Origin of the sequence: Thermococcus nautili, assembly GCF_000585495.1 — an archaeon.
GTDB classification, from domain to species: Archaea; Methanobacteriota_B; Thermococci; order Thermococcales; family Thermococcaceae; genus Thermococcus; species Thermococcus nautili.
Map to the genome: position 1 here is coordinate 1,668,930 of NZ_CP007264.1, position 18,099 is coordinate 1,687,028.

Consider the following 18,099-nt stretch of genomic DNA (forward strand, 5'->3'; position numbering starts at 1 on the left):
TGTGTAGGTTGTGTTGTGTATGTACGGAGACAGGTTTGGTGGATATGGAAGGGACTACGGAAACGAAGCCCCGGTTAAGGTTGGAGAGCGCTACACCGTCAAGATTGAGAGCCTTGGTAAGGGCGGCGATGGAATCGCCAAGATTCAGGGCTTCGTGATATTCGTCCCGAACACCCAGGTTGGAGACGAGGTTGAGATTGTGATTAACTCCGTCAAGAGGAAGTTCGCATTCGCCTCGGTCATCGAGTGATTCTTTTCCCTTTCCTACTCTTATTCCCAGTTCTGAACCATACATTTTTTAAGGCCCTCCTTGGAGCGCCCACCGATGGTTAAAGTTCACGTCGAGAGCTACGGTTGCTCAAGGAACAAAGCTGATGGCGAGATAATGGAGGCCCTCCTTCTGAAAGCGGGCCACGAGTTAGTCGAGACTCCTGAGCAGGCTGATTACATCATCGTCAACACCTGCGCGGTTAAAGACCCGACGGAGCTCAAGATGGCGAAGAGGATTAGGGAGCTCCTTGATTCCGGGAAGAGGGTAATCGTTACCGGCTGTCTCGTCCACGTCAACCCCGATGTAATAGACCCGCGCGTCTCGGGGATTTTAGGCGTTAAGAGCATAGACAGAATCGCCGAGGCGATTGACGTTGCCGAGCGCGGAGGAAAGCTCGTCAGCGTGGAAGGCTGGCGGGAAAGAAACCCTGACAAGCTCGAACTCCCGAGGCTCTGGAAGCCCGGCGTCGCCTTCGTCGTCCCGATAAGCGAGGGTTGCCTCAACGCATGTACCTACTGCGCGACGCGCTTCGCTAGGGGCGTTTTGAAGAGCTACAAGCCAGAACTCGTCGTCAAATGGGTGAAGGAAGCCCTGGCAAGGGGTTACAGGGAGATTATCCTATCGAGCGAGGACACCGGTTGCTACGGCTTCGACATCGGGACGAACTTGGCTGAGCTCCTTGACGAAATAACGGCCATCGAAGGGGAGTTTCGCGTCAGGGTCGGCATGATGAACCCCAACCACGTCCTCAAGTTCCTCGACGAGCTGATTGATGCCTATCAGGACGAAAAGGTTTACCGCTTCCTCCATCTGCCGGTTCAGAGCGGTGACAACGAGGTTCTCAGGAGGATGGGGAGAACCTACACCGTTGAGGAGTTCGAGGAGATAGTTCGTGCCTTCAGGAAGGAGATTCCGGACTTGAACCTCAACACCGACATCATCGTTGGCTTCCCGGGGGAGACCGATGAGGCATTTATGAACACGGTCGAGCTCGTGAAGCGGATTAAGCCGGACAAGATTAACGTTTCTCGCTACTCGGCAAGGCCGGGAACGATAGCGGCAAGGTGGAAGCAGTTACCCGGCTGGCTCGTCAAGGAGCGCTCGAGGCTTTTGCACCGCCTGAGGCTTCAGATAGCCTACGAGATAAACAGGGCCTACGTCGGCAGAACCGTCGAGGTTCTCGTCCACGGCCCGGGCAAAAAAGGGGGAGTGGAGGGGAGAACCTTCAACTACAAGGAGGTAATCCTCGACTCGGGCAGTGTCGGGGAGTTCATTGAGGTCAAGGTCACTTGGGCCGGCTCCACTTATCTAAGGGGCGTTCCTGTGGAGGATTGAGTTTTTTTGACGTCTCTTTGGGGATTTCTCAAGAACTTCTGGTTTTAATTGTGTTCAATCTAATGCAGAAATCGAACCATTAGGGTTCATTTTAGAAAACTATTTATACCACAGCCTCCAAGTGGGAAGGGAAGCTCAAACGGAGGTGGCTTGAATGAGGAGGAACGCCAAGAAGAGGTTGCTCCCGCTTGTTTTTGCGCTCGTGCTTACCGTCGTAGGTGCGGCTTTGGCCGTTCCGCAGATTAGCGTCAGGCTCCAGCCCCTCGGCCAGGGACAAGAGTCATATCCGAGCCAGTACGACATAACTGCGGCCGTTAACTTCCAGCTCAGCAACGATGGCTCTACCATTCAGGGCGTTAAAGTGTATCTCATTGATAATGACCCTAATGTTAACGTTCAGGTCGGCGATACCGTCTACATCCAGCTCATTGGTACAGATGGCAATACCGTTCTTTGGTCTGGCAGTGGGCAGGTTCAGGAGGATAATAACAACAACCTCTACGTTGAAATCACTGGCCTTAGTGTCTCCGTTAACCAGCTCGGCTCAGTTAAGGTCACCTACCAGGGCCAGGAGATAACCAGCTGATTTACCTGCCCCAACCCCCTTCTTTTTTTCCAGCCTGCGAACATTCGGTGCTCAAATTAGGGTGGTAAAATGAAGAAGCGCGTGGACTGGTATTCCCTGCTTTCATACGCGCTTGCAATTTTTGTCGCGGTCGTGTTAGTCCTCCACTTCGTCTTTGGCTTCCAGTACGTTGTTATACTGACGGACTCAATGAAGCCTCACATAAACCCCGGCGACCTCGTCGTCACCAGGCCGGTTTCTCCATCCGAGCTTCACGTCGGCGACGTGATACTCTACGAGATTCACCTCGGAAACGCCACTTACAGGATAACCCACAGGATAGTGGCAATCAAACGGGACGATTCTGGCAGAATCTACTTCGTGACGAAGGGCGACAACCGAAAGTACACCGACCCCTGGCGCGTTTATCCGGACCAGGTTATAGGGAAGGTAATCCTCGTGATTCCGAAGGTTGGCATGGTCTGGTACTACACTCCCCTGATAGTCCTCCTCATCTTCCTGTTCATAATCGGTAGCCTGGCCTACGAGATTGCCCTCATACTTCTTGAAGAAGAGCCTCCGAGGCCCAAGTGGGCCAAACCTTCACTGCTCGCAATCAAAAGGAAAAAGCTGAAGAGGTACTACCGCCGTTAAGCCCACTCCTCCTCGGGGATGGCCTCTTTCTTGGCCGGGATGAGGCAGAGGAACTCGAAGGTGTCAGTTAGGGCCTTGTAGCCGTGGGGCTCGTTGGGCGGGACGTAGAGGAAGTTCCCGGCCTTGACGTGGTACTCTTCCTTTCCGTTGGTTATTATCCCCTCGCCCTTCATTATGAAAATCTCGTGCTCCCAGTCGTGCTGGTGTATCGGAATCTCGGCGCCCTTCTTGAGAACGAAATAGCGCATCGCGAAGTTCTTCGCTCCGAGCTTCGGAGAAACGAGCCACCTTATCGTCACTCCCTCAAAACCGGTGTCCTTCTCGGGGACGTCCTTGTAGTGCCCGACGAACATGGTATCACCGATTACCTTTAGGGAGTTTCATATTTAAACCTTCACGCTTTTAAGGCTAACATAGAGTTTCGACGGGTGGTTGCATGAGGCGTTTGATTGCACTTGCCTTGGTTCTCGTTGTTCTAGCCAGCGGTTGCATAGGCTCAACTCAGACGCAAAGCTCAACGACGTCCACATCTCAGCCCACTGGAATTAACTTCGCCAAGTATCCCACTGGAAAGGTCATCGGAAGCTGGTGGGAGCTCTTCAACGAGACGTTCTACGTCAGCGACGGCTACGAAGGCCTGGTTAAGCACTACTTCCCGAACGCAAAGGTCGAGCCCTTCTCCCAGTTCAATGGAAGCGGTATAGTCGTTCTCTCGCAGGGGGACGAGGTTAAGTCGAGGATACTCTTCGGAAAACCCGTCCAGGTTCAGAAGCTTGAGCCCTTCGGCTACATCGCCTACAAGTACGGAACCCACCTTCCGGGTCCCTGGCTCGGCGCGATAGCGATTCTCAACTCCGATAAGGGTCCCCTCATGGTCGTTACTGGAACGAGCAGGGCCGGCGTCGGTGCTTCGCTCTACTTCCTCAGGGAGCTCAAGGACGGGAAGGTTTCGGTCGACCCCAACGCTGTCGTTCGCTCAGGTTCCTTCGAGGGAATTCTCCTCAAGGAGTTCGGCGACGTTAACTTCAATGGAATCCCAGATAGCGATGAGCACTACGGGCTCTACCAGCTCCTCTACGACGAGCCCTTCAACTACTACTGGAGGGTTGTGAAAGGCGAAAACGTCACCGTCAGCGGGGGTTTCATAAGGCTCGTCAACGGCACGACGGTCTACATAAGGGCCCTAGGTTTCAACGTCACCGTGAAGGTTGAGAACCCGAAGAACGTCCAGCTGACCTACGTCATCGAGAACATTAACCCCGAACTTATGGCCCTTCCTGAGGGGGCTAAAATCCTCGACAACACAACGGTCGAGTTCACCACGAGTGAGCCGAGCTTTTCAATAGTTGCTAAGAACGTCAGCGAATACCGCGTCCTCGCTTTCGGCGACCACAGGCCGGCGAGCGGTGACAAGCCCCCAGAGGTCTTCCTCAAGATAATGAACGGCATCAACAACGAGAGCGGGGCCTTCGTCATAGACGGTGGCGACCTCGTTTACTCCGGCACAATCTACCAGTGGGCCGAGCTCATGAAGGTCTGGCACTGGAACAAACCCGTCTTCATAGCGGTTGGAAACCACGAGTACCAGGGCGAGGGAGTGAGCATCTTCCACTACTACTTCGGTCCAACTGATTACGCCTTCAGCCTCGGAAACTACCGCTACATCTTCGCCAACGACATAAGCAACGACTACAGCCTGACCGACGAGCAGTTCGCCTGGCTCAAGAAGCAGTTTGAGATAGCCAAGGAGCGCGGTGAGAGGCCGGTCGTCGTTATGCACGCACCGCCCTACGACCCGAGGCCCGGCGGAGACGACCACGCGATGAGCGAGGAGAGCGCGAAGGAGCTCCTGGAGCTCATGAAGGAGTACAACGCCTTCGGAATCTTCAGCCACATCCACATATACTGGAACGGAACCTACGACGGCGTTCACTTCATCATAACCGGCGGAGGGGGCGCGCCCCTCTACGCGAAGCCCGACGAGGGTGGCTTCTACCACTACACTATCTTGACGATGGAGCCCGACGGAAAGGTTGACATAAAGGTGGTCAAGGTCTCCACCTGAGCTTTTCTCTTTATTCTATTTGTGTCTATATAGAGACCTTTAGCAGGCTATATTTTATTGCGGCAAGGTATTTATTTTGTGCTATTTAGTTCCGCCCGGTGGTGTGGATGGACCCCTGGCTGCTAATCACAATCCTCCTGGGTTTTGCCATGGCTTGGGCAATAGGTGCCAACGACGCCGCCAACTCGATGAGCACGGCAGTGGGAGCGAAGGCGATAACGCCAAAGCAGGCGGTGGTCATAGCCGGAGTGCTTGAGTTCACGGGTGCCTACTTCTTTGGAAAGAGCGTTACCGAGACGATACGGAAGGGAATCCTTGACCCGAGCAGAATCACCGACCCCAACGTCCTCATTTACGGCTCAATAGCGGCCCTTTTAGCTGCGACGATTTGGTTGATAATAGCGACCAAGTTTGGACTGCCTGTTTCAACCACTCACTCGATAATCGGCGGAATAGCCGGCTACGGCATCGTTTACGCCGGGACGAGCATCGTTAACTGGGGTAAGATGACTCAGGTGGTCCTCAGCTGGATTCTTTCCCCAATCGTCGGCGCAATAATGGCCTACCTCGTCTTTAAGGCCCTCACGAGGAGCATTTTCATGAGCAAAAATCCCGTTAAAAACGCCCGTGTGTGGTCGCCGTTCTGGATTGGACTCGCCTTCGTGGTCATAGGGACGATGTTCTACATCAAGGTTCTCCACGGCAAAGACCTGAAGGCGGGCGTTCTCTTCTATGGAATCCCTGCGGGTTTCCTCGTTTTCCTGATTACCTACGCTCTGATACGGCTCAGGTTCCCCATAAACGACCCCTACATAGGGGTTGAGAGCATATTTCGGCGCGTTCAGGTTATCACCTCTGGCTACGTGGCTTTAGCGCACGGTGCCAACGACGTCGCGAACGCCATAGGACCAGTCGCTGCAGTCTACGCCGTCGCGAGTATGGGAATGGCGGGAATGAAGGTTCCTGTTCCGAGGTGGATTTTGGCCCTCGGAGGTCTCGGCATAGCGGTCGGCGTCGCCACCTACGGCTACCGCGTCATGGAGACAGTTGGGAAGAAGATAACCGAGCTGACGAACACGCGCGGCTTCACGATAGACTTCTCGGCCGCGACGGTCGTCCTCTTCGCGAGCTGGCTCGGAATGCCAATCTCAACCACTCACACCGTTGTTGGTGCGGTCGTTGGCGTCGGCCTGGCGAGGGGAATCAAGGCGATAAACACTTCAATCCTGAAGGACATAGTAATCTCATGGTTCGTTACCGTTCCGGTCGCCGGCCTAATCAGCGCCGTCATATTCAAGGTCTTAATGCTCGTGGGGTGATACCATGCAGGTTTGGACCAAACTCTTCGCGAAAAGCCCATTCAAGCCCCTGATAAAGCACGCGGAAGTGGTCATCCAGACGGTTGAAACCCTTGAGAAGGCCCTCCAGGCCTGGCACGATGGAAACGCGGAGGAGATGGAGAGGCTTGCCATCGAGGTTGACCGGCTCGAAGACGTCGCCGACAGGATAAAGGAGGAAATCCGCGACTCGCTCAGCTCGAAACTCATGATGGCGGTCTCGCGCGAGGACGTTCTCATATACCTCCACATGCAGGATAAGGTGGCCGATTCAGCCGAGGACACCGCCAAGTGGCTCCTCGTCAAGAGCCCGTGCGAGATTCCAACGGAGATAAAGGACGTAATCCTCCAGATGGGAACCGAGAGCATAAAAGCTGCTAAGCTCGTTTACGAGGCGATAGTGCAGATGGACAGGGTTATAGAGAGTGGCTTCGCTGAGAACGAGATAGCGAGGGAATACGAACTTATTCGGGCAATAGAAGACGTCGAGAGCAAGATTGACGGCCTCGACACCAAGCTGATGAAGCTCGTCTTCGAGAACGCCGATAAGCTCGATTGGGGAACCGGCTTCTGCATCCTGAACATCGCGAGGACAATCAGCAACATATCGGACAAGGCAAAGGACGCCGCCGAGAGGATAAGGCTGATGATGAACAAGTGATAAATTTTTCCTATTTTTAATCGCATGCAATTTCCAGGGAGAATAATGCGAGAGAAGAACGAGAGAATCAGATGGCTATCATCGTCGAGGTCATCTGGATTTCCGGCATGCGCCTTATCTTCTCGGTTATGAACTGGTCGAGGTCCTTGAGCGTGTCCGTTTCAACTTTGACAACGAGGTCGTACTCGCCGTAAACGACGTAGGCCTCCTTAACTTCTGGCATGGCGAGAAGCTTCTCCATAACTTCCCTTTCCTTTCCAGCGGCCGTAACCATCAAAATAAAAGCCGTCACCATGGGCTATCACCAAAAATATTTAACCCGCGACCTATTTAAGCTTATCGAGTATGACTTTCGAGAACATCATCGGTCGTAAGAAACTGGAGCGGTTTCTGAACCACCTTGAGGGTCTTGGGTTAAGTGGGGTCAGGCCGTTCTCCAAAGGCACTACGAGCCTCGTCTTCCTCGGCGAGTTCAAGGGAAGAAAGGTCGTCGTGAAGCTCCAGAGGCCGGATTCGCCGAGGAACAACTTTGAAAGGGAGGCGAGGATACTGAGGGCGATAGAGCCCTTCGGAATCACGCCCCCGCTCCTCTTCACGGGGGTCTTTGAGGGCCTGCCCTACCTCGTCAGGGAGTTCGCCAATGGTGAGCCCGTTCTCTACGCCGACATTGAAAAGCGTCACCTCTTCGGAATAGCCGAGAAAACTGCCCTGCTCGACAGACTTTACCTCGACCACGGCCAGATTCAGGGTGGCAAGCACATCATCGTCGGCGAGGGGGTTTACATTATAGACTTTGAGAAGGCCGGCTGGAGGAAGCCGAACAACCTAACCTCGGCCTTTTCGATGCTCTTCGTCGGCAGAAACGCGATTTCAGAAAGGTTATACATGAAGTTCGGTCTCGGCGAGGGTTTCAGGGAGGAGGTAAAAGAAGCGCTGAGGGAGTACAAGAGAACCGGAAAGCTTTCACGCCTTCTGGGCCTTCTTTCCGGCCTTTAGCCTGTCGGCGTAGAGAGCCAGGAGCGGAACGACGATGGCGAGGGCTATGAGTCCAATCCTCGGGTCGAGGAAGTAGTTGAAGACGAGGATTACAACTATCGAGATGCCAATCATGAGGAACAGGTCCCTGTCGTAGAGCCTTGACTTCGCGAGTATGTTCTGTTCTCGGGCGGTGTAGGCGAGGTACGCCGGTATTCCGAAGGCCGCTATGGCTATCCCGATGTAGTTCTTCAGGAGCAACGAAACGCCTATTCCCACGGCCAGGATTATCGCTATGGCGCTCGTTTCCTTCATTCTCTCACCTGTCCCGGCACTATCGGCGGGCTCCTTTTAAAGGTTCCCGTGTTCATTGATGTCCATTGGAGTTAAGCTTTTATACCTCGGCGCCTATCATAACTGGGTGATAGCGTTATGAGCGGTATCGAATGGAACGAGAAGACCTTTTCTCGGTTCGCCTACGTGAACGACCCTCGGATTGAAGGGAGCAGAATAGCCTACACCCTGACCAAGGTCAACATGAAGGACAACAAGTACGAGAGCACTGTAGTCGTTGAGGACCTTGAAACGGGCTCAAGGCGCTTCATTGAGAACGCCTCCATGCCGAGACTCTCGCCGGATGGGAGTAAACTTGCCTTCACGAGGCCCAACGAGGAGAAGAAGGAAACAGAGGTCTGGGTTGCAGAGCTTGAGACGATGAGCGCCAAGAAGGTTCTCTCGGCCAAGAACATTCGCTCCCTCCAGTGGAACGACGACTCAAGGAGGCTTCTGGTGGTAGGCTTCAAGAGGCACGACGATGACGACTTCGTCTTCGACGACGACGTTCCCTTCTGGTTCGACAGCATGGGATTCCTGGACGGTGAGAAAACGACCTTCTGGGTCCTCGACACCGAGGCGGAGGAAATCATAGAGGAGTTCGAGAAGCCCCGCTTCAGTTCCGGCCTCTGGCACGGGGAGGGAATACTCATCAACGTTCCGCATCGCGAGGACGGCAAGCCGGCGCTCTTCAAGTTCTACGACATCTACCTCTGGAAGGACGGAAACGAGGAGAAGCTCTTCGAGCACGTTTCCTTCGAGGCGGTTGACTCCGACGGAAAGGCGATTCTCCTGAGGGGCAAGAGGGAGAAGAAGTTCATCAGCGAGCACGACTGGCTTTACATCTACGACGGCGAGCTCAAGCCCGTTTACGAGGGTCCGCTCGACGTCTGGGGCGCGAAGCTAACGGAAGGCAAGGTCTACTTCCTGACGCCAGATGCGGGCAGTGTTCACCTCTGGCTCTGGGACGGGAAGGCTGAGAGGGTCGTCGTTGGTGACCACTGGATTTACGGCTTGGATGCCAGCAACGGAAAGGCGTTGCTCCTCATAATGACCGCGACGAGGATAGGCGAGCTCTACCTCTACGATGGCGAGCTCAAGCAGGTCACCGACTACAACGGGCCAATCTTTGAGAAGCTGAAAACCTTCGAGCCGAGGCACTTCCGCTTCAAGAGCAAGGATTTGGAGATAGACGGCTGGTACCTCAAACCTGAGCTCAAGGAGGACGAGAAGGCCCCGGTGATAGTCTTCGTCCACGGCGGGCCGAAGGGAATGTACGGGCACCGCTTCGTCTACGAGATGCAGTTGATGGCGAACAAAGGCTACTACGTGGTCTACGTCAACCCGCGCGGTAGCGACGGCTATAGCGAAGACTTCGCGCTCCGCGTTCTTGAGAGAACGGGTCTGGAGGACTTTGAGGACATAATGGCCGGTATAGAGGAGTTCTTCAAGCTTGAGCCTCAGGCAGACCGGGAGCGCGTTGGAATAACGGGCATAAGCTACGGCGGCTTCATGACCAACTGGGCGCTAACGCAGAGCGACCTCTTCAAGGCCGGAATCAGCGAGAACGGCATAAGCTACTGGCTGACGAGTTATGCCTTCTCGGACATAGGCCTCTGGTACGACGTTGAGGTCATCGGCCCGAATCCACTCGAAAACGAGAACTATCGGAAGCTCAGCCCGCTGTTCTACGCGGGGAACGTGAAAGCCCCGATACTGCTCATCCACTCGCTGGAGGACTACCGCTGTCCGCTCGACCAGAGCCTGATGTTCTACAACGTGCTTAAGGACCTCGGTAAGGAAGCTTACATAGCCGTCTTCAAGAGGGGCCCGCACGGCCACAGCATTCGTGGAAGCCCGAAGCACCGCTCAAAGCGCTACAAGCTCTTCATCGAGTTCTTCGAGAGGAAGCTCAGGAAGTACGAAGAGGGCTTCGACGTTGAGAAGATACTGAAGGGAGGGAAGGAGTGAACTTTACTTCCCCTTCTTCCCCGGTTTTCTCGCCACGACTCCAAGTGCCTCTTCAACGCGCTTAACGCTGACGAAGCCCGCTTTTCGTAACCGCTCCATGACGCCCCTTTGGAGGTCTTTTCTTCTGTATTTCTTTCCAGGGTTGCCGACGTAGTGGAAGAGCCTTCCGCCGGGCTTCAAAACCCTGAAAAGCTCGCGGTAGAACTCCTCCGAGTAGAGCTGGCCGGCTAAGGAAAAGCGCGGTGGGTCGTGGATTACAACATCGAAGCTCTCGTCGTTAAAGCGCTTTACGACCTCGAAGGCGTCGCCGTGAATCACCTGGATTTTACCGCCCGTGAAGAGCTCCCTGCTCCAGGGGTTTATCTTTGCCAGCTCGATGACGTTTGGGTCTTTCTCGATTGTTATGACGTAGGCTCCGCGCTTTGAAGCCTCTATGGCGGTATAGCCGAGCCCCATGCAGGTATCTAAGACCGTCTCGCCTTCCTTTGGTTTTACCGTGTTAACCTTGTTCCTCGTGTCCTGGAGCGGGTTTACTTCCTTCGTCCTGTGCATCCTGATGCCGTTTATCTCAATCGTCGGCGGAATCGTCGGGACGAGCTTGTAGAAGTGCTCTCCAGCGATGGCGGCCTTGTAAACTCCCCCATCTTTAACGAAGTAAACGCTACCCTCGTCCCTTGCTATCCTCTCGATGACGTCTCTCGAAACTCGCGTTCCGTCGGGGAAGATGAACTCATCACCTTCCCGCGTTACCTCCCACGTCCTGTTGGTCTTCCTGAGGTCGAGGTTGAGCCTGACCGCCCCCCGTGAGAGGAGCATCCTCCTCGCGTCCTGAGCAGTTAAAAAGTAAGCGTTCATGGCCTTTCCCTCTTCCAGGATGGGACACCTTTTTATATAGTTTTACCTCACTTATTAATAAGCGGGAGGCTGATAGGATGAGGGCCGGCGAGAGGGTTCGCACCGGAATCCCTGGCTTTGACGAGCTCATCGAGGGTGGCTTCGTTCCTGGAAAGGCCTACCTGGTCACAGGTCCTCCAGGGAGCGGTAAGACCACCTTTGCCATGCAGTTCCTCGTGGAGGGCGCGAGAAACGGCGAGAGGGTTGCATACATATCACTCGTCCACAATCCTGAGGAGGTCATCAAAGACTTTGAGCGCTTCGACCCGGAGGTTAGAGACCACATCGCCCACGGAAACCTAATCCTCTACGACCTTGGGCGGGAACTCTGGGGCTCCACGGCCAAACCTCCCCAGTGGAGCAGCGTTATGTTCCGCATCAAAGACCTCGCGAGGGAGGCGAAGATTTCGCGCCTCGCCATAGACCCGCTTACCGCCATAGACTTCCCCACAACAGACCCCGCCGAGAAAAGGGCGGAGCTGGCGACGTTCCTCCGAACCATTGAAGACCTTGGGATAACAAGCATACTTGTTGCCGAGCTGACTGAGCTCGACCGCTACACCGAGGAGCACTACCTCGTTGATGGAGTCATAATGCTCCACTACTACCTCGACGGCGTCAAGATGGTTCGCGCCGTTCAGGTTCTCAAGATGCGCAGGACGAACCACGAGACGAGGATGTACCGCGTTGAGTTTGGTTCCCGCGGACTCTCCGTTAGGGGGCCGCTCATATGAGTATGAGAAGGCGTTTCAGAAGAAAACCCGTGACAATAGCGGAAATACTCTCGGAGGAGAGTCCTGTTCGAAAGGCCTATTTGCTCGGCTACTTTCTGGGCTACTCCGGCCACTTGGCTTGGAGCGGCTGGTCGAGGGAGCTTAAGGAGCGCGTTCTTCGGGAGGCAGAGGCGAGGAACGTTCTCGGCCCGGCCCTCGACTCCTTCAGAAAAGGAAGAACTGAGGGTGCCTCGGACAGGGAGCTTGACGTCATGCTTGGAGTTTACAGGCCTCCCGTTCTTGAGGCGGAGCTCAGTGCGGAGTCAGTTCGCTCGGTCGTTGAGCGCTCAAGGATTCTGGGCATGCTCTCCGTCCGGCTTACTGGTGAAGCGAGGTTCCTCGGCTTCGTGCGCTTTTCCAACAGCAGGGGGCATCTGGGGATACCCTCTTTTCTCAGGAGGCCTTAGGTTACCCTCTCAAAAACCCTTTCAAAGTTCTTGAAGGCTATTGCCTCCACCTCTTTCTCGCTGAAGTTTTCCCTCAGCTTTTCAATGAGCGCAGGAATCTTCGATTCATCCTCAAAGCCCTCGACGCTCCTCCCGCTCCAGCCGCTCAGGTAGTAGACGAAGTCAAAGCCGAGGCCAACGTGTTTGTAGCCTATGAGGTCGGCCATGTAAGTTATGTGCTCGACGTACTTTTCCAGCGTCGGCTTCTCCTTATCCACGAAGCCCGGTATGGCGACGGCACCAACAACGCCGTCCCTCTCGGCTATCGCCTTCAACTGCTCGTCCGTTAGGTTCCTCCTGTTATCGCAGAGCTTCCTCGCGTTGGAGTGCGACGCTATGACCGGGAACGAGGTAACGTCCAGCGCGTCCCAGAAGCCGGCCTCGTTTATGTGGCTGAGGTCTATTACTATCCCCAGCTCCTCGGCCTTTCCAACGACCTCCACGCCGAAGTTGGTGAGGCCTCCGTTGGTCCTCTCGAAGACGCCGTCGCCTATCGCGTTCCTCAGGCTCCACGTGAGCGTCAGAACGCGGAGCCCTAGGCGGTGAAAGACCTCAAGGAGTTCTAAACTCTCGCCTATTGGCTCTCCCCCTTCGAGGCCCAGCCAGAGTGCCACTCTGCCGTCCTCTATGGTTTTTCTCATCTCCTCAACGTTCCTCACGAGCTCGAAGCGCTCGCTCTCCTCGACGTCCTTGAGAAATGCGTTCAAAACCTCGAAGCCGTAAACGGTTGCGTCCTTTCGTCTGTCCGGCCTCGTCCATATCGCCATAACCCTTGAACTAACCCAGCCGTTGAAGAAGTGCCAGTTCCCTTCGAGGACGCGCGTTTTTCCTGCCTTCCTTTCGTCGTAGATGAAGGTGGGCAAATCCGAGTGTGCGTCGAAAATCATGGGCTCACCCAAGGGACATCGTCTCGACGTCCCTTAAGGTTTCCGCCCTGACCTCGGGTAAGGGTATTGACTCGGCCACCTTTTTGGCCTCGTCGTACTCCTCCCTCTCGGCGAGGGCAATCGCTATTCCCCTGAGGGCGCTGCTCTTCCGCCCGGGGTCTTCTATCATCTCCGCAAAGGTCAGCGCGTCCCTGAGGCTTCCGAGCTGGGTCAGGAGCATCGCCACCCTCTGGGCGCTCGCCGGTGAGAGCTCAACGTTGCCGGCCTCGCGGAGTGCCTCTTCAATAACCTCTACGTAAGTCGGCTCGTTTACGCGCTTCATCCAAAGGGCCGCCTCGAGTTCCCCAATGAGCTTCGACGCACCCTTGAACTTCCTCCTTATCAGGGCCAGCGCGTAGTGGTAGCGTCCCTCAAGCAGGGCGCGCCTTATCTCCGGCAGCCCAGTCTCGCTCATTATCTCGGCGAGCTGGAGCTTCTTTTCTGTGACGCCGGCCCTCTGGTTCACGTGGAGCTTGTCGAAGATGTCAAATGCGGTCCGGTAGAAGCCTATTGCGTTTTTAGAGAACAGCTCATCACCGGCGTTCTCCATGAGTTCAGCTATCTTGAGAAGGCCGTCAACTTTAGCCCGGTATTCTACCTCCGCCCTGGCTATAACGTCGAAAGCAACATCGAAAAGTTCCATAGCGGTTTCGGCGTCGCCGGTTGTGGCAACGTAGTAGGCTACCGTTGCCAGAGCTTCCCCCTTCAGCAGGGGGTCTTTTATCTTGCCGGCCTCCTCTATGGCGGTGTTGAAGGTCTCGGCCGCCTCTTTGTAGTATCCGAGGGCATGAAAGGCAAAGGCGATTATGCCGTATCCCACCGCCCTTGTGTACGGGTCTTTTGAGTGCTCGGCGATGTATTCAGCATCCTCGAGGATTCCGGGAATCCAGTCCTCGGGGCCGCCTTTCCGTCTTATGGCTAAGGCAACGTTGATGAGGGCCTCAATCTGGTCGAGCTCATCATCTAGCTCCCACACCCTCTCAAGCGCGTCCTCGAACTGCCCCCTCTCTGCCAAAGCCCTAATCTCTTCGAGGTCGGTCATGGCAACTTTTAATTAACTTCCAAATCCTTATAAACCTTCTCGGACGTCATACAACCATGCCAATGCTAACTTTGGCCCTCTACAACACCTACGATGCCAGAAGGCTTCACGAGGCACATCTGCGCGCAATAGCCCGCTCCGCCCCGATAGCGTACGCCTACGGCTTTCACCTGGCCCTAATCGGCTTCCCTCTCGATGGAAAGCCCCTCGACGTTGCCGAGGAGGTCAGCGAGCACACGACGATAGGGGAGGGTGGCAAATACCTCGTTGAACTCGCCAGGGGAAACCGCTTTCACCTCCTTGACTTTCCGAAGAAGGGATTCCCCCCGCAGTTCGGCGTTCCCGTTGCCACGACGAGAAAGCCCTCGGAGGAAAAAGAAATTACGCCCCTTGAACTTGCTGAGAGGGCCCTCAACGGCGAGCGTTTTCTCCTCCTCATAGGGCTCGGAAGGCACGGACTGCCGAAGGAAACCTTTAAGTTGGCGCGCCACCATATGGACGTCACAGGAAAGAGGGTCAGCCTCGAAACCTGCACGGCCATAGGCGCGATAGCCGTTAGAATCGCCACCTACATGGAGGCCTTAACATGGAGGAGTGGAAGAAGGAAGTAGCGTGGTTTTTGGTGGCAATCGTCGTCGTTTTCGGAATTCAGGCGGGCCTCAGGGTGGCCCTTCACACGGACTCGCCCCTCGTTATAGTGGTGAGTGGCTCTATGGAGCCCGTCTTTTACAGGGGGGACGTCGTTCTCCTCAAGGGCGTTACCAACCCCGACCAGATAAAGGTCGGCGACGTGATAGTTTACAAGCGTCCCGGTTACGAGTACCCGATAATTCACCGCGTTCGCTACATCTACACGGTTAAAATCGATGGGAAGCCTGAGAAGTGCTTCGTAACCTGGGGTGACAACAACCCCGTTCCGGACCCGCCGTACCCAACTTCGGACGGCCTGCTTGAGGTCCAGCTCCCCGACGGCTACATAGCCGGATGCGTGCCGACGTACGCCGTCGAGGCCAAGGCCGAGTTTGTGTTCCCGAAGATAGGCCTCATCCCGCTCTGGATTCGCAACGCCCTCGGCCTGGGATGATGTGAGGGTAGGTAACTGAGCCGTGATGAGCTAATCGGCCCCTGACCGCTTTCTGTCAATTTTTCTTTTCATCGAAAGGCATTTTAACTTCTATATGCCAACCCCTTCGGTGGTCGAATGGACGCGAGGGATTTTCACAGGGGTAACTTCATCGGCAATGGCAAAATAGAGGTTATTCCAAAGGTTCCGCTAACGAGGGAAACCCTTCCCCTGGCGTACACTCCGGGTGTCGCCGAGGTCTCGCGCGAGATAGCTGAAGAGCCTGAGAAATCCTATGATTACACCAACAGGGGCAACACGATAGCTGTCGTAAGCGATGGGACGAGGGTTTTAGGCCTCGGCGACATAGGGCCCCTTGGCGCTCTCCCAGTTATGGAGGGCAAGGCCCTGCTTTTCAAGGCCTTCGGCGGCGTTGACGCGTTCCCGCTCGTCTTAGCAGAGAAGGACCCCGAAGGGTTCATAGAGGTCGTTAAAGCCGTCTCACCTTCCTTCGGTGGGATAAACCTTGAAGATATAGCCTCACCGAAGTGCTTCTACATCCTCGACAGGCTGAGGGAGGAACTTGACGTTCCGGTCTTCCACGACGACCAGCAGGGCACGGCGAGCGTCGTTTTAGCAGGTTTAATCAACGCCCTCAAGGTAGTTGGTAAGAAGCTTGACGAGATAAGCGTCGCGCTCTTCGGGGCCGGGGCGGCCGGTTTCGCAACGCTCAGATTAATCGTCAGGGCAGGCGTCAAGCCGGAAAACGTCCGGGTCGTCGAGCTGATTGACGGGGAGCCGAGGGTTTTAACGCCGGATTTGCCCCTTGAAGAGCTGTTCCCGTACAGGGGCGAACTCCTCGCGAAGACCAACGGCGAGGGGATTGAGGGGGGCCCGGCAGAGGCGCTCAGGGGAGCGGACGTTCTAATCTCCTTCACGAGGCCGGGGCCGGGCGTCATAAAGCCCGAGTGGATAAGGAACATGGCCGACGACGCGATAGTCTTTCCCCTCGCCAATCCCGTTCCGGAGATACTGCCGGAAGATGCTAAAAAGGCCGGCGCGAGAATTGTGGCAACGGGAAGGAGCGACTACCCGAACCAGATTAACAACCTCCTCGGCTTTCCGGCGATTTTCAGGGGAGCGCTCGACGTCAGGGCTAGGACGATAACGGACGGCATGATAATCGCGGCATCAAAGGCAATGGCTTCGGTCATAGAGCCGAGCGAGGAGGAGATAATCCCATCACCGTTCCACCCCGACGTTCATCCCGTCGTGGCTAAGGCGGTAGCGGAGGAGGCCATGAAGGAAGGCGTTGCGAGGGTTCGCGTTAATCCAGAGGAGGTCGCGGAGAGGCTTAGGAAGTGGAGGGAGTTCTACTCCCGGTTCATAGTCCCCATGAACGAGGAGCGTAAGGCCTACCGGTAGAGCGAGTTTCCGTGCGCGTCTATGGCCACAATCAGCGGGAAGTCCTCCACCTCAAGGACCCAGAGGGCCTCCGGTATTCCAAGGTCGAGCCAGTGGGCGGCTTTAACGCGCTTTATGCTTTTGGCGGCGAGCGAGCCGGCTCCACCGGTGAAGGAGAAGTAAACCGCTCTGCCCCTGAACGGCTCAGCTTTCATTCCTCCCTTTCCTATTATCCCCCTGACGCCCAGGTCAAGAACCCCGTCGAGGTAGCGGTTCATCCTCGCGCTCGTCGTCGGCCCAGCCGAGACTACCTCGTAGCCCTCCCAGGTTTTCCTCACGACCGGCCCGCAGTGGTAGATTACGGCCCCCTCCGGGCTGAAGGGCAGTTCCTCCTTCGGAAGGCTCAGAATTCTCCTGTGGGCCGAGTCTCTTGCGGTAACGATTTCTTCCGACAGGTAAACGACGTCCCCCGCCTTCAGTCTAAGGACGTCCTCCGTGCTCAGCGGGGTTCTCAGCTTCACTGCCATATATCGACCCTCCCGTCGGGTTTTATCCTCAGAAACGCCCGCCTGTTCGCCCAGCACTGGACTATTAGGCCAACGGGAAAGCTCGCCGGGTGCCTGTGGGCGACCTCTATCTTCACGTCCAGGGCGGTCGTTCTCCCGCCCATCCCCATCGGGCCGATTCCAAGGGCGTTGATTTCCTCCAAAAGCTCCCCCTCGATTTCCGCAATCCTTTCGTCGGGGTTCCTCTCGCCGACCCTCCTGAGGAGGGCCTTCTTTGCCAGCAGGAGGGAGTAATCGGCGCCACCGCCGACGCCTATGCCCAGAACAACCGGAGGGCAGGGCCTTCCACCGCAGGCCTTAACCCTCTCGACCACGAAGCGCTTAACTCCTTCCCAGCCCTCGCCAGGAGTGAGCATCGCCAGGGCGGAGCAGTTCTCGCTCCCGCCGCCCTTCGGCAGAACCGCTATCTCGATTTCATCGCCCTCGGTAAGCTCCCAGTGGATTACCGGAACGCCCCTGCCCGTGTTGTCGCCCGAGTTCTTTCCCGTGAGAACGTCCACCGCGTTGGGCCTGAGCGGGATTTCTTTCGTCGCGAGCCTCGTGGCTTCCACTATTGCCCTCTCGATTTCTCCCAGAAACGGGCTGTCCAGGCCGGCTTTCACGAAGAAGGTGAGCGTCCCCGTGTCCTGACAGACTGGTATTGCTTCTGCCTTTCCAATCTCTATCGCCCTCAGGATGTTCTCAAGGTTGAAGCGCGCCACTCCGTTTTCCTCGCGCTCGTAGGCTTTCTTCAGAGCGGAAACGACGTCGTCTGGAATCCTCGTCACCGCAAGCCTTATCGCCTCGACGATTGCCCCTATCAATAGGCATTCACCTGT

22 protein-coding genes are annotated in these 18,099 nt (G+C 55.8%); 14 read left to right on the top strand and 8 right to left on the bottom strand.

What is annotated here, in order from left to right; all coding sequences use genetic code 11:
* Nucleotides 1-19 precede the first annotated feature (19 nt).
* From BD01_RS09150 to BD01_RS09165, 4 genes are all read left to right on the top strand, one after another.
* Nucleotides 20-250, top strand: coding sequence for a TRAM domain-containing protein (locus BD01_RS09150; protein ID WP_042692243.1), 231 nt, complete (start codon nt 20-22; stop codon nt 248-250).
* Between the two features lie 75 nt (nt 251-325).
* Nucleotides 326-1,606, top strand: coding sequence for a tRNA (N(6)-L-threonylcarbamoyladenosine(37)-C(2))-methylthiotransferase (locus BD01_RS09155; RefSeq protein ID WP_042692245.1), 1,281 nt, complete (start codon nt 326-328; stop codon nt 1,604-1,606).
* Between the two features lie 154 nt (nt 1,607-1,760).
* Nucleotides 1,761-2,192 carry a hypothetical protein gene (locus BD01_RS09160; protein ID WP_042692247.1) on the top strand — a complete coding sequence of 144 codons (432 nt, stop codon included), beginning with the start codon at nt 1,761-1,763 and terminating at the stop codon, nt 2,190-2,192.
* Nucleotides 2,193-2,261: 69 nt separating this feature from the next.
* Complete coding sequence (locus BD01_RS09165) at nt 2,262-2,825, top strand: signal peptidase I (protein ID WP_042692250.1); 564 nt, start codon at nt 2,262-2,264, stop codon at nt 2,823-2,825.
* On the opposite strand, the gene BD01_RS09170 is transcribed toward BD01_RS09165, so the two are convergent.
* The gene (locus BD01_RS09170; protein WP_042692251.1) at nt 2,822-3,178 is read right to left on the bottom strand and encodes a cupin domain-containing protein; all 357 of its coding nucleotides are present in this window, start codon (nt 3,176-3,178) and stop codon (nt 2,822-2,824) included. The genes BD01_RS09165 and BD01_RS09170 overlap by 4 nt on opposite strands.
* An 83-nt stretch (nt 3,179-3,261) precedes the next feature.
* On the opposite strand from BD01_RS09170, the gene BD01_RS09175 reads away from it, so the two are divergent.
* The 3 genes from BD01_RS09175 to BD01_RS09185 all read left to right on the top strand — a co-directional run bounded on the left by BD01_RS09175 (nt 3,262) and on the right by BD01_RS09185 (nt 6,888).
* Nucleotides 3,262-4,890 (top strand): metallophosphoesterase family protein, encoded by a 1,629-nt coding sequence (locus tag BD01_RS09175; RefSeq protein WP_042692254.1) that lies wholly within the window; start codon nt 3,262-3,264, stop codon nt 4,888-4,890.
* 107 nt (nt 4,891-4,997) lie between these two features.
* On the top strand, nt 4,998-6,209 hold the full coding sequence (locus BD01_RS09180) for an inorganic phosphate transporter (RefSeq protein ID WP_042692257.1): 1,212 nt from the start codon (nt 4,998-5,000) through the stop codon (nt 6,207-6,209).
* A gap of 4 nt (nt 6,210-6,213) precedes the next feature.
* Complete coding sequence (locus tag BD01_RS09185; protein WP_042692260.1) at nt 6,214-6,888, top strand: TIGR00153 family protein; 675 nt, start codon at nt 6,214-6,216, stop codon at nt 6,886-6,888.
* A gap of 67 nt (nt 6,889-6,955) precedes the next feature.
* Here BD01_RS09185 and BD01_RS09190 read toward each other — a convergent pair whose 3' ends face one another.
* Nucleotides 6,956-7,183, bottom strand: a complete 228-nt coding sequence (locus BD01_RS09190; protein WP_014122803.1) for an Lrp/AsnC family transcriptional regulator — start codon at nt 7,181-7,183, stop codon at nt 6,956-6,958.
* Nucleotides 7,184-7,233: 50 nt separating this feature from the next.
* Between BD01_RS09190 and BD01_RS09195 the strand changes: the two genes are divergently transcribed.
* Nucleotides 7,234-7,884 (top strand): serine/threonine protein kinase, encoded by a 651-nt coding sequence (locus tag BD01_RS09195; protein ID WP_042692264.1) that lies wholly within the window; start codon nt 7,234-7,236, stop codon nt 7,882-7,884.
* Here the strand turns inward: BD01_RS09195 and BD01_RS09200 are convergent.
* Nucleotides 7,852-8,178, bottom strand: coding sequence for a hypothetical protein (locus tag BD01_RS09200; RefSeq protein ID WP_042692266.1), 327 nt, complete (start codon nt 8,176-8,178; stop codon nt 7,852-7,854). The genes BD01_RS09195 and BD01_RS09200 overlap by 33 nt on opposite strands.
* A 117-nt stretch (nt 8,179-8,295) precedes the next feature.
* On the opposite strand from BD01_RS09200, the gene BD01_RS09205 reads away from it, so the two are divergent.
* Nucleotides 8,296-10,167 (top strand): S9 family peptidase, encoded by a 1,872-nt coding sequence (locus tag BD01_RS09205; RefSeq protein WP_042692269.1) that lies wholly within the window; start codon nt 8,296-8,298, stop codon nt 10,165-10,167.
* Nucleotides 10,168-10,170: 3 nt separating this feature from the next.
* Here BD01_RS09205 and BD01_RS09210 read toward each other — a convergent pair whose 3' ends face one another.
* Entirely contained in the window at nt 10,171-11,022 is an 852-nt protein-coding gene (locus BD01_RS09210) for a class I SAM-dependent methyltransferase (protein ID WP_042692271.1), read from the bottom strand.
* Nucleotides 11,023-11,099: 77 nt separating this feature from the next.
* Between BD01_RS09210 and BD01_RS09215 the strand changes: the two genes are divergently transcribed.
* Both BD01_RS09215 and BD01_RS11095 read left to right on the top strand, forming a co-directional pair.
* Entirely contained in the window at nt 11,100-11,795 is a 696-nt protein-coding gene (locus tag BD01_RS09215; RefSeq protein ID WP_042692273.1) for an RAD55 family ATPase, read from the top strand.
* The gene (locus BD01_RS11095) at nt 11,792-12,241 is read left to right on the top strand and encodes a hypothetical protein (RefSeq protein ID WP_051482204.1); all 450 of its coding nucleotides are present in this window, start codon (nt 11,792-11,794) and stop codon (nt 12,239-12,241) included. The genes BD01_RS09215 and BD01_RS11095 overlap by 4 nt, the downstream gene beginning before the upstream one ends.
* On the opposite strand, the gene BD01_RS09225 is transcribed toward BD01_RS11095, so the two are convergent.
* Entirely contained in the window at nt 12,238-13,167 is a 930-nt protein-coding gene (locus BD01_RS09225; RefSeq protein WP_042692277.1) for a dipeptidase, read from the bottom strand. The two genes, BD01_RS11095 and BD01_RS09225, sit on opposite strands and share 4 nt — an antisense overlap.
* Before the next feature lie 4 nt (nt 13,168-13,171).
* Nucleotides 13,172-14,248 carry a hypothetical protein gene (locus BD01_RS09230; protein WP_042692280.1) on the bottom strand — a complete coding sequence of 359 codons (1,077 nt, stop codon included), beginning with the start codon at nt 14,246-14,248 and terminating at the stop codon, nt 13,172-13,174.
* 62 nt (nt 14,249-14,310) lie between these two features.
* Here BD01_RS09230 and BD01_RS09235 point away from each other — a divergent pair, with 62 nt between their 5' ends.
* The 3 genes from BD01_RS09235 to BD01_RS09245 all read left to right on the top strand — a co-directional run bounded on the left by BD01_RS09235 (nt 14,311) and on the right by BD01_RS09245 (nt 16,736).
* The gene (locus BD01_RS09235) at nt 14,311-14,859 is read left to right on the top strand and encodes a DUF531 domain-containing protein (protein WP_042693332.1); all 549 of its coding nucleotides are present in this window, start codon (nt 14,311-14,313) and stop codon (nt 14,857-14,859) included.
* Complete coding sequence (locus tag BD01_RS09240; protein ID WP_042692283.1) at nt 14,835-15,332, top strand: signal peptidase I; 498 nt, start codon at nt 14,835-14,837, stop codon at nt 15,330-15,332. The genes BD01_RS09235 and BD01_RS09240 overlap by 25 nt, the downstream gene beginning before the upstream one ends.
* Nucleotides 15,333-15,449: 117 nt before the next feature.
* Nucleotides 15,450-16,736: an NAD(P)-dependent malic enzyme gene (locus BD01_RS09245; protein ID WP_042692285.1), complete on the top strand. Its 1,287-nt coding sequence runs from the start codon at nt 15,450-15,452 to the stop codon at nt 16,734-16,736.
* Here the strand turns inward: BD01_RS09245 and BD01_RS09250 are convergent.
* Together BD01_RS09250 and BD01_RS09255 are read right to left on the bottom strand one after the other, a co-directional pair.
* Nucleotides 16,727-17,242, bottom strand: coding sequence for a FumA C-terminus/TtdB family hydratase beta subunit (locus BD01_RS09250; protein ID WP_042692287.1), 516 nt, complete (start codon nt 17,240-17,242; stop codon nt 16,727-16,729). The two genes, BD01_RS09245 and BD01_RS09250, sit on opposite strands and share 10 nt — an antisense overlap.
* Complete coding sequence (locus BD01_RS09255) at nt 17,233-18,084, bottom strand: fumarate hydratase (protein ID WP_042692290.1); 852 nt, start codon at nt 18,082-18,084, stop codon at nt 17,233-17,235. The genes BD01_RS09250 and BD01_RS09255 overlap by 10 nt, the downstream gene beginning before the upstream one ends.
* Between the last annotated feature and the right edge of the window lie 15 nt (nt 18,085-18,099).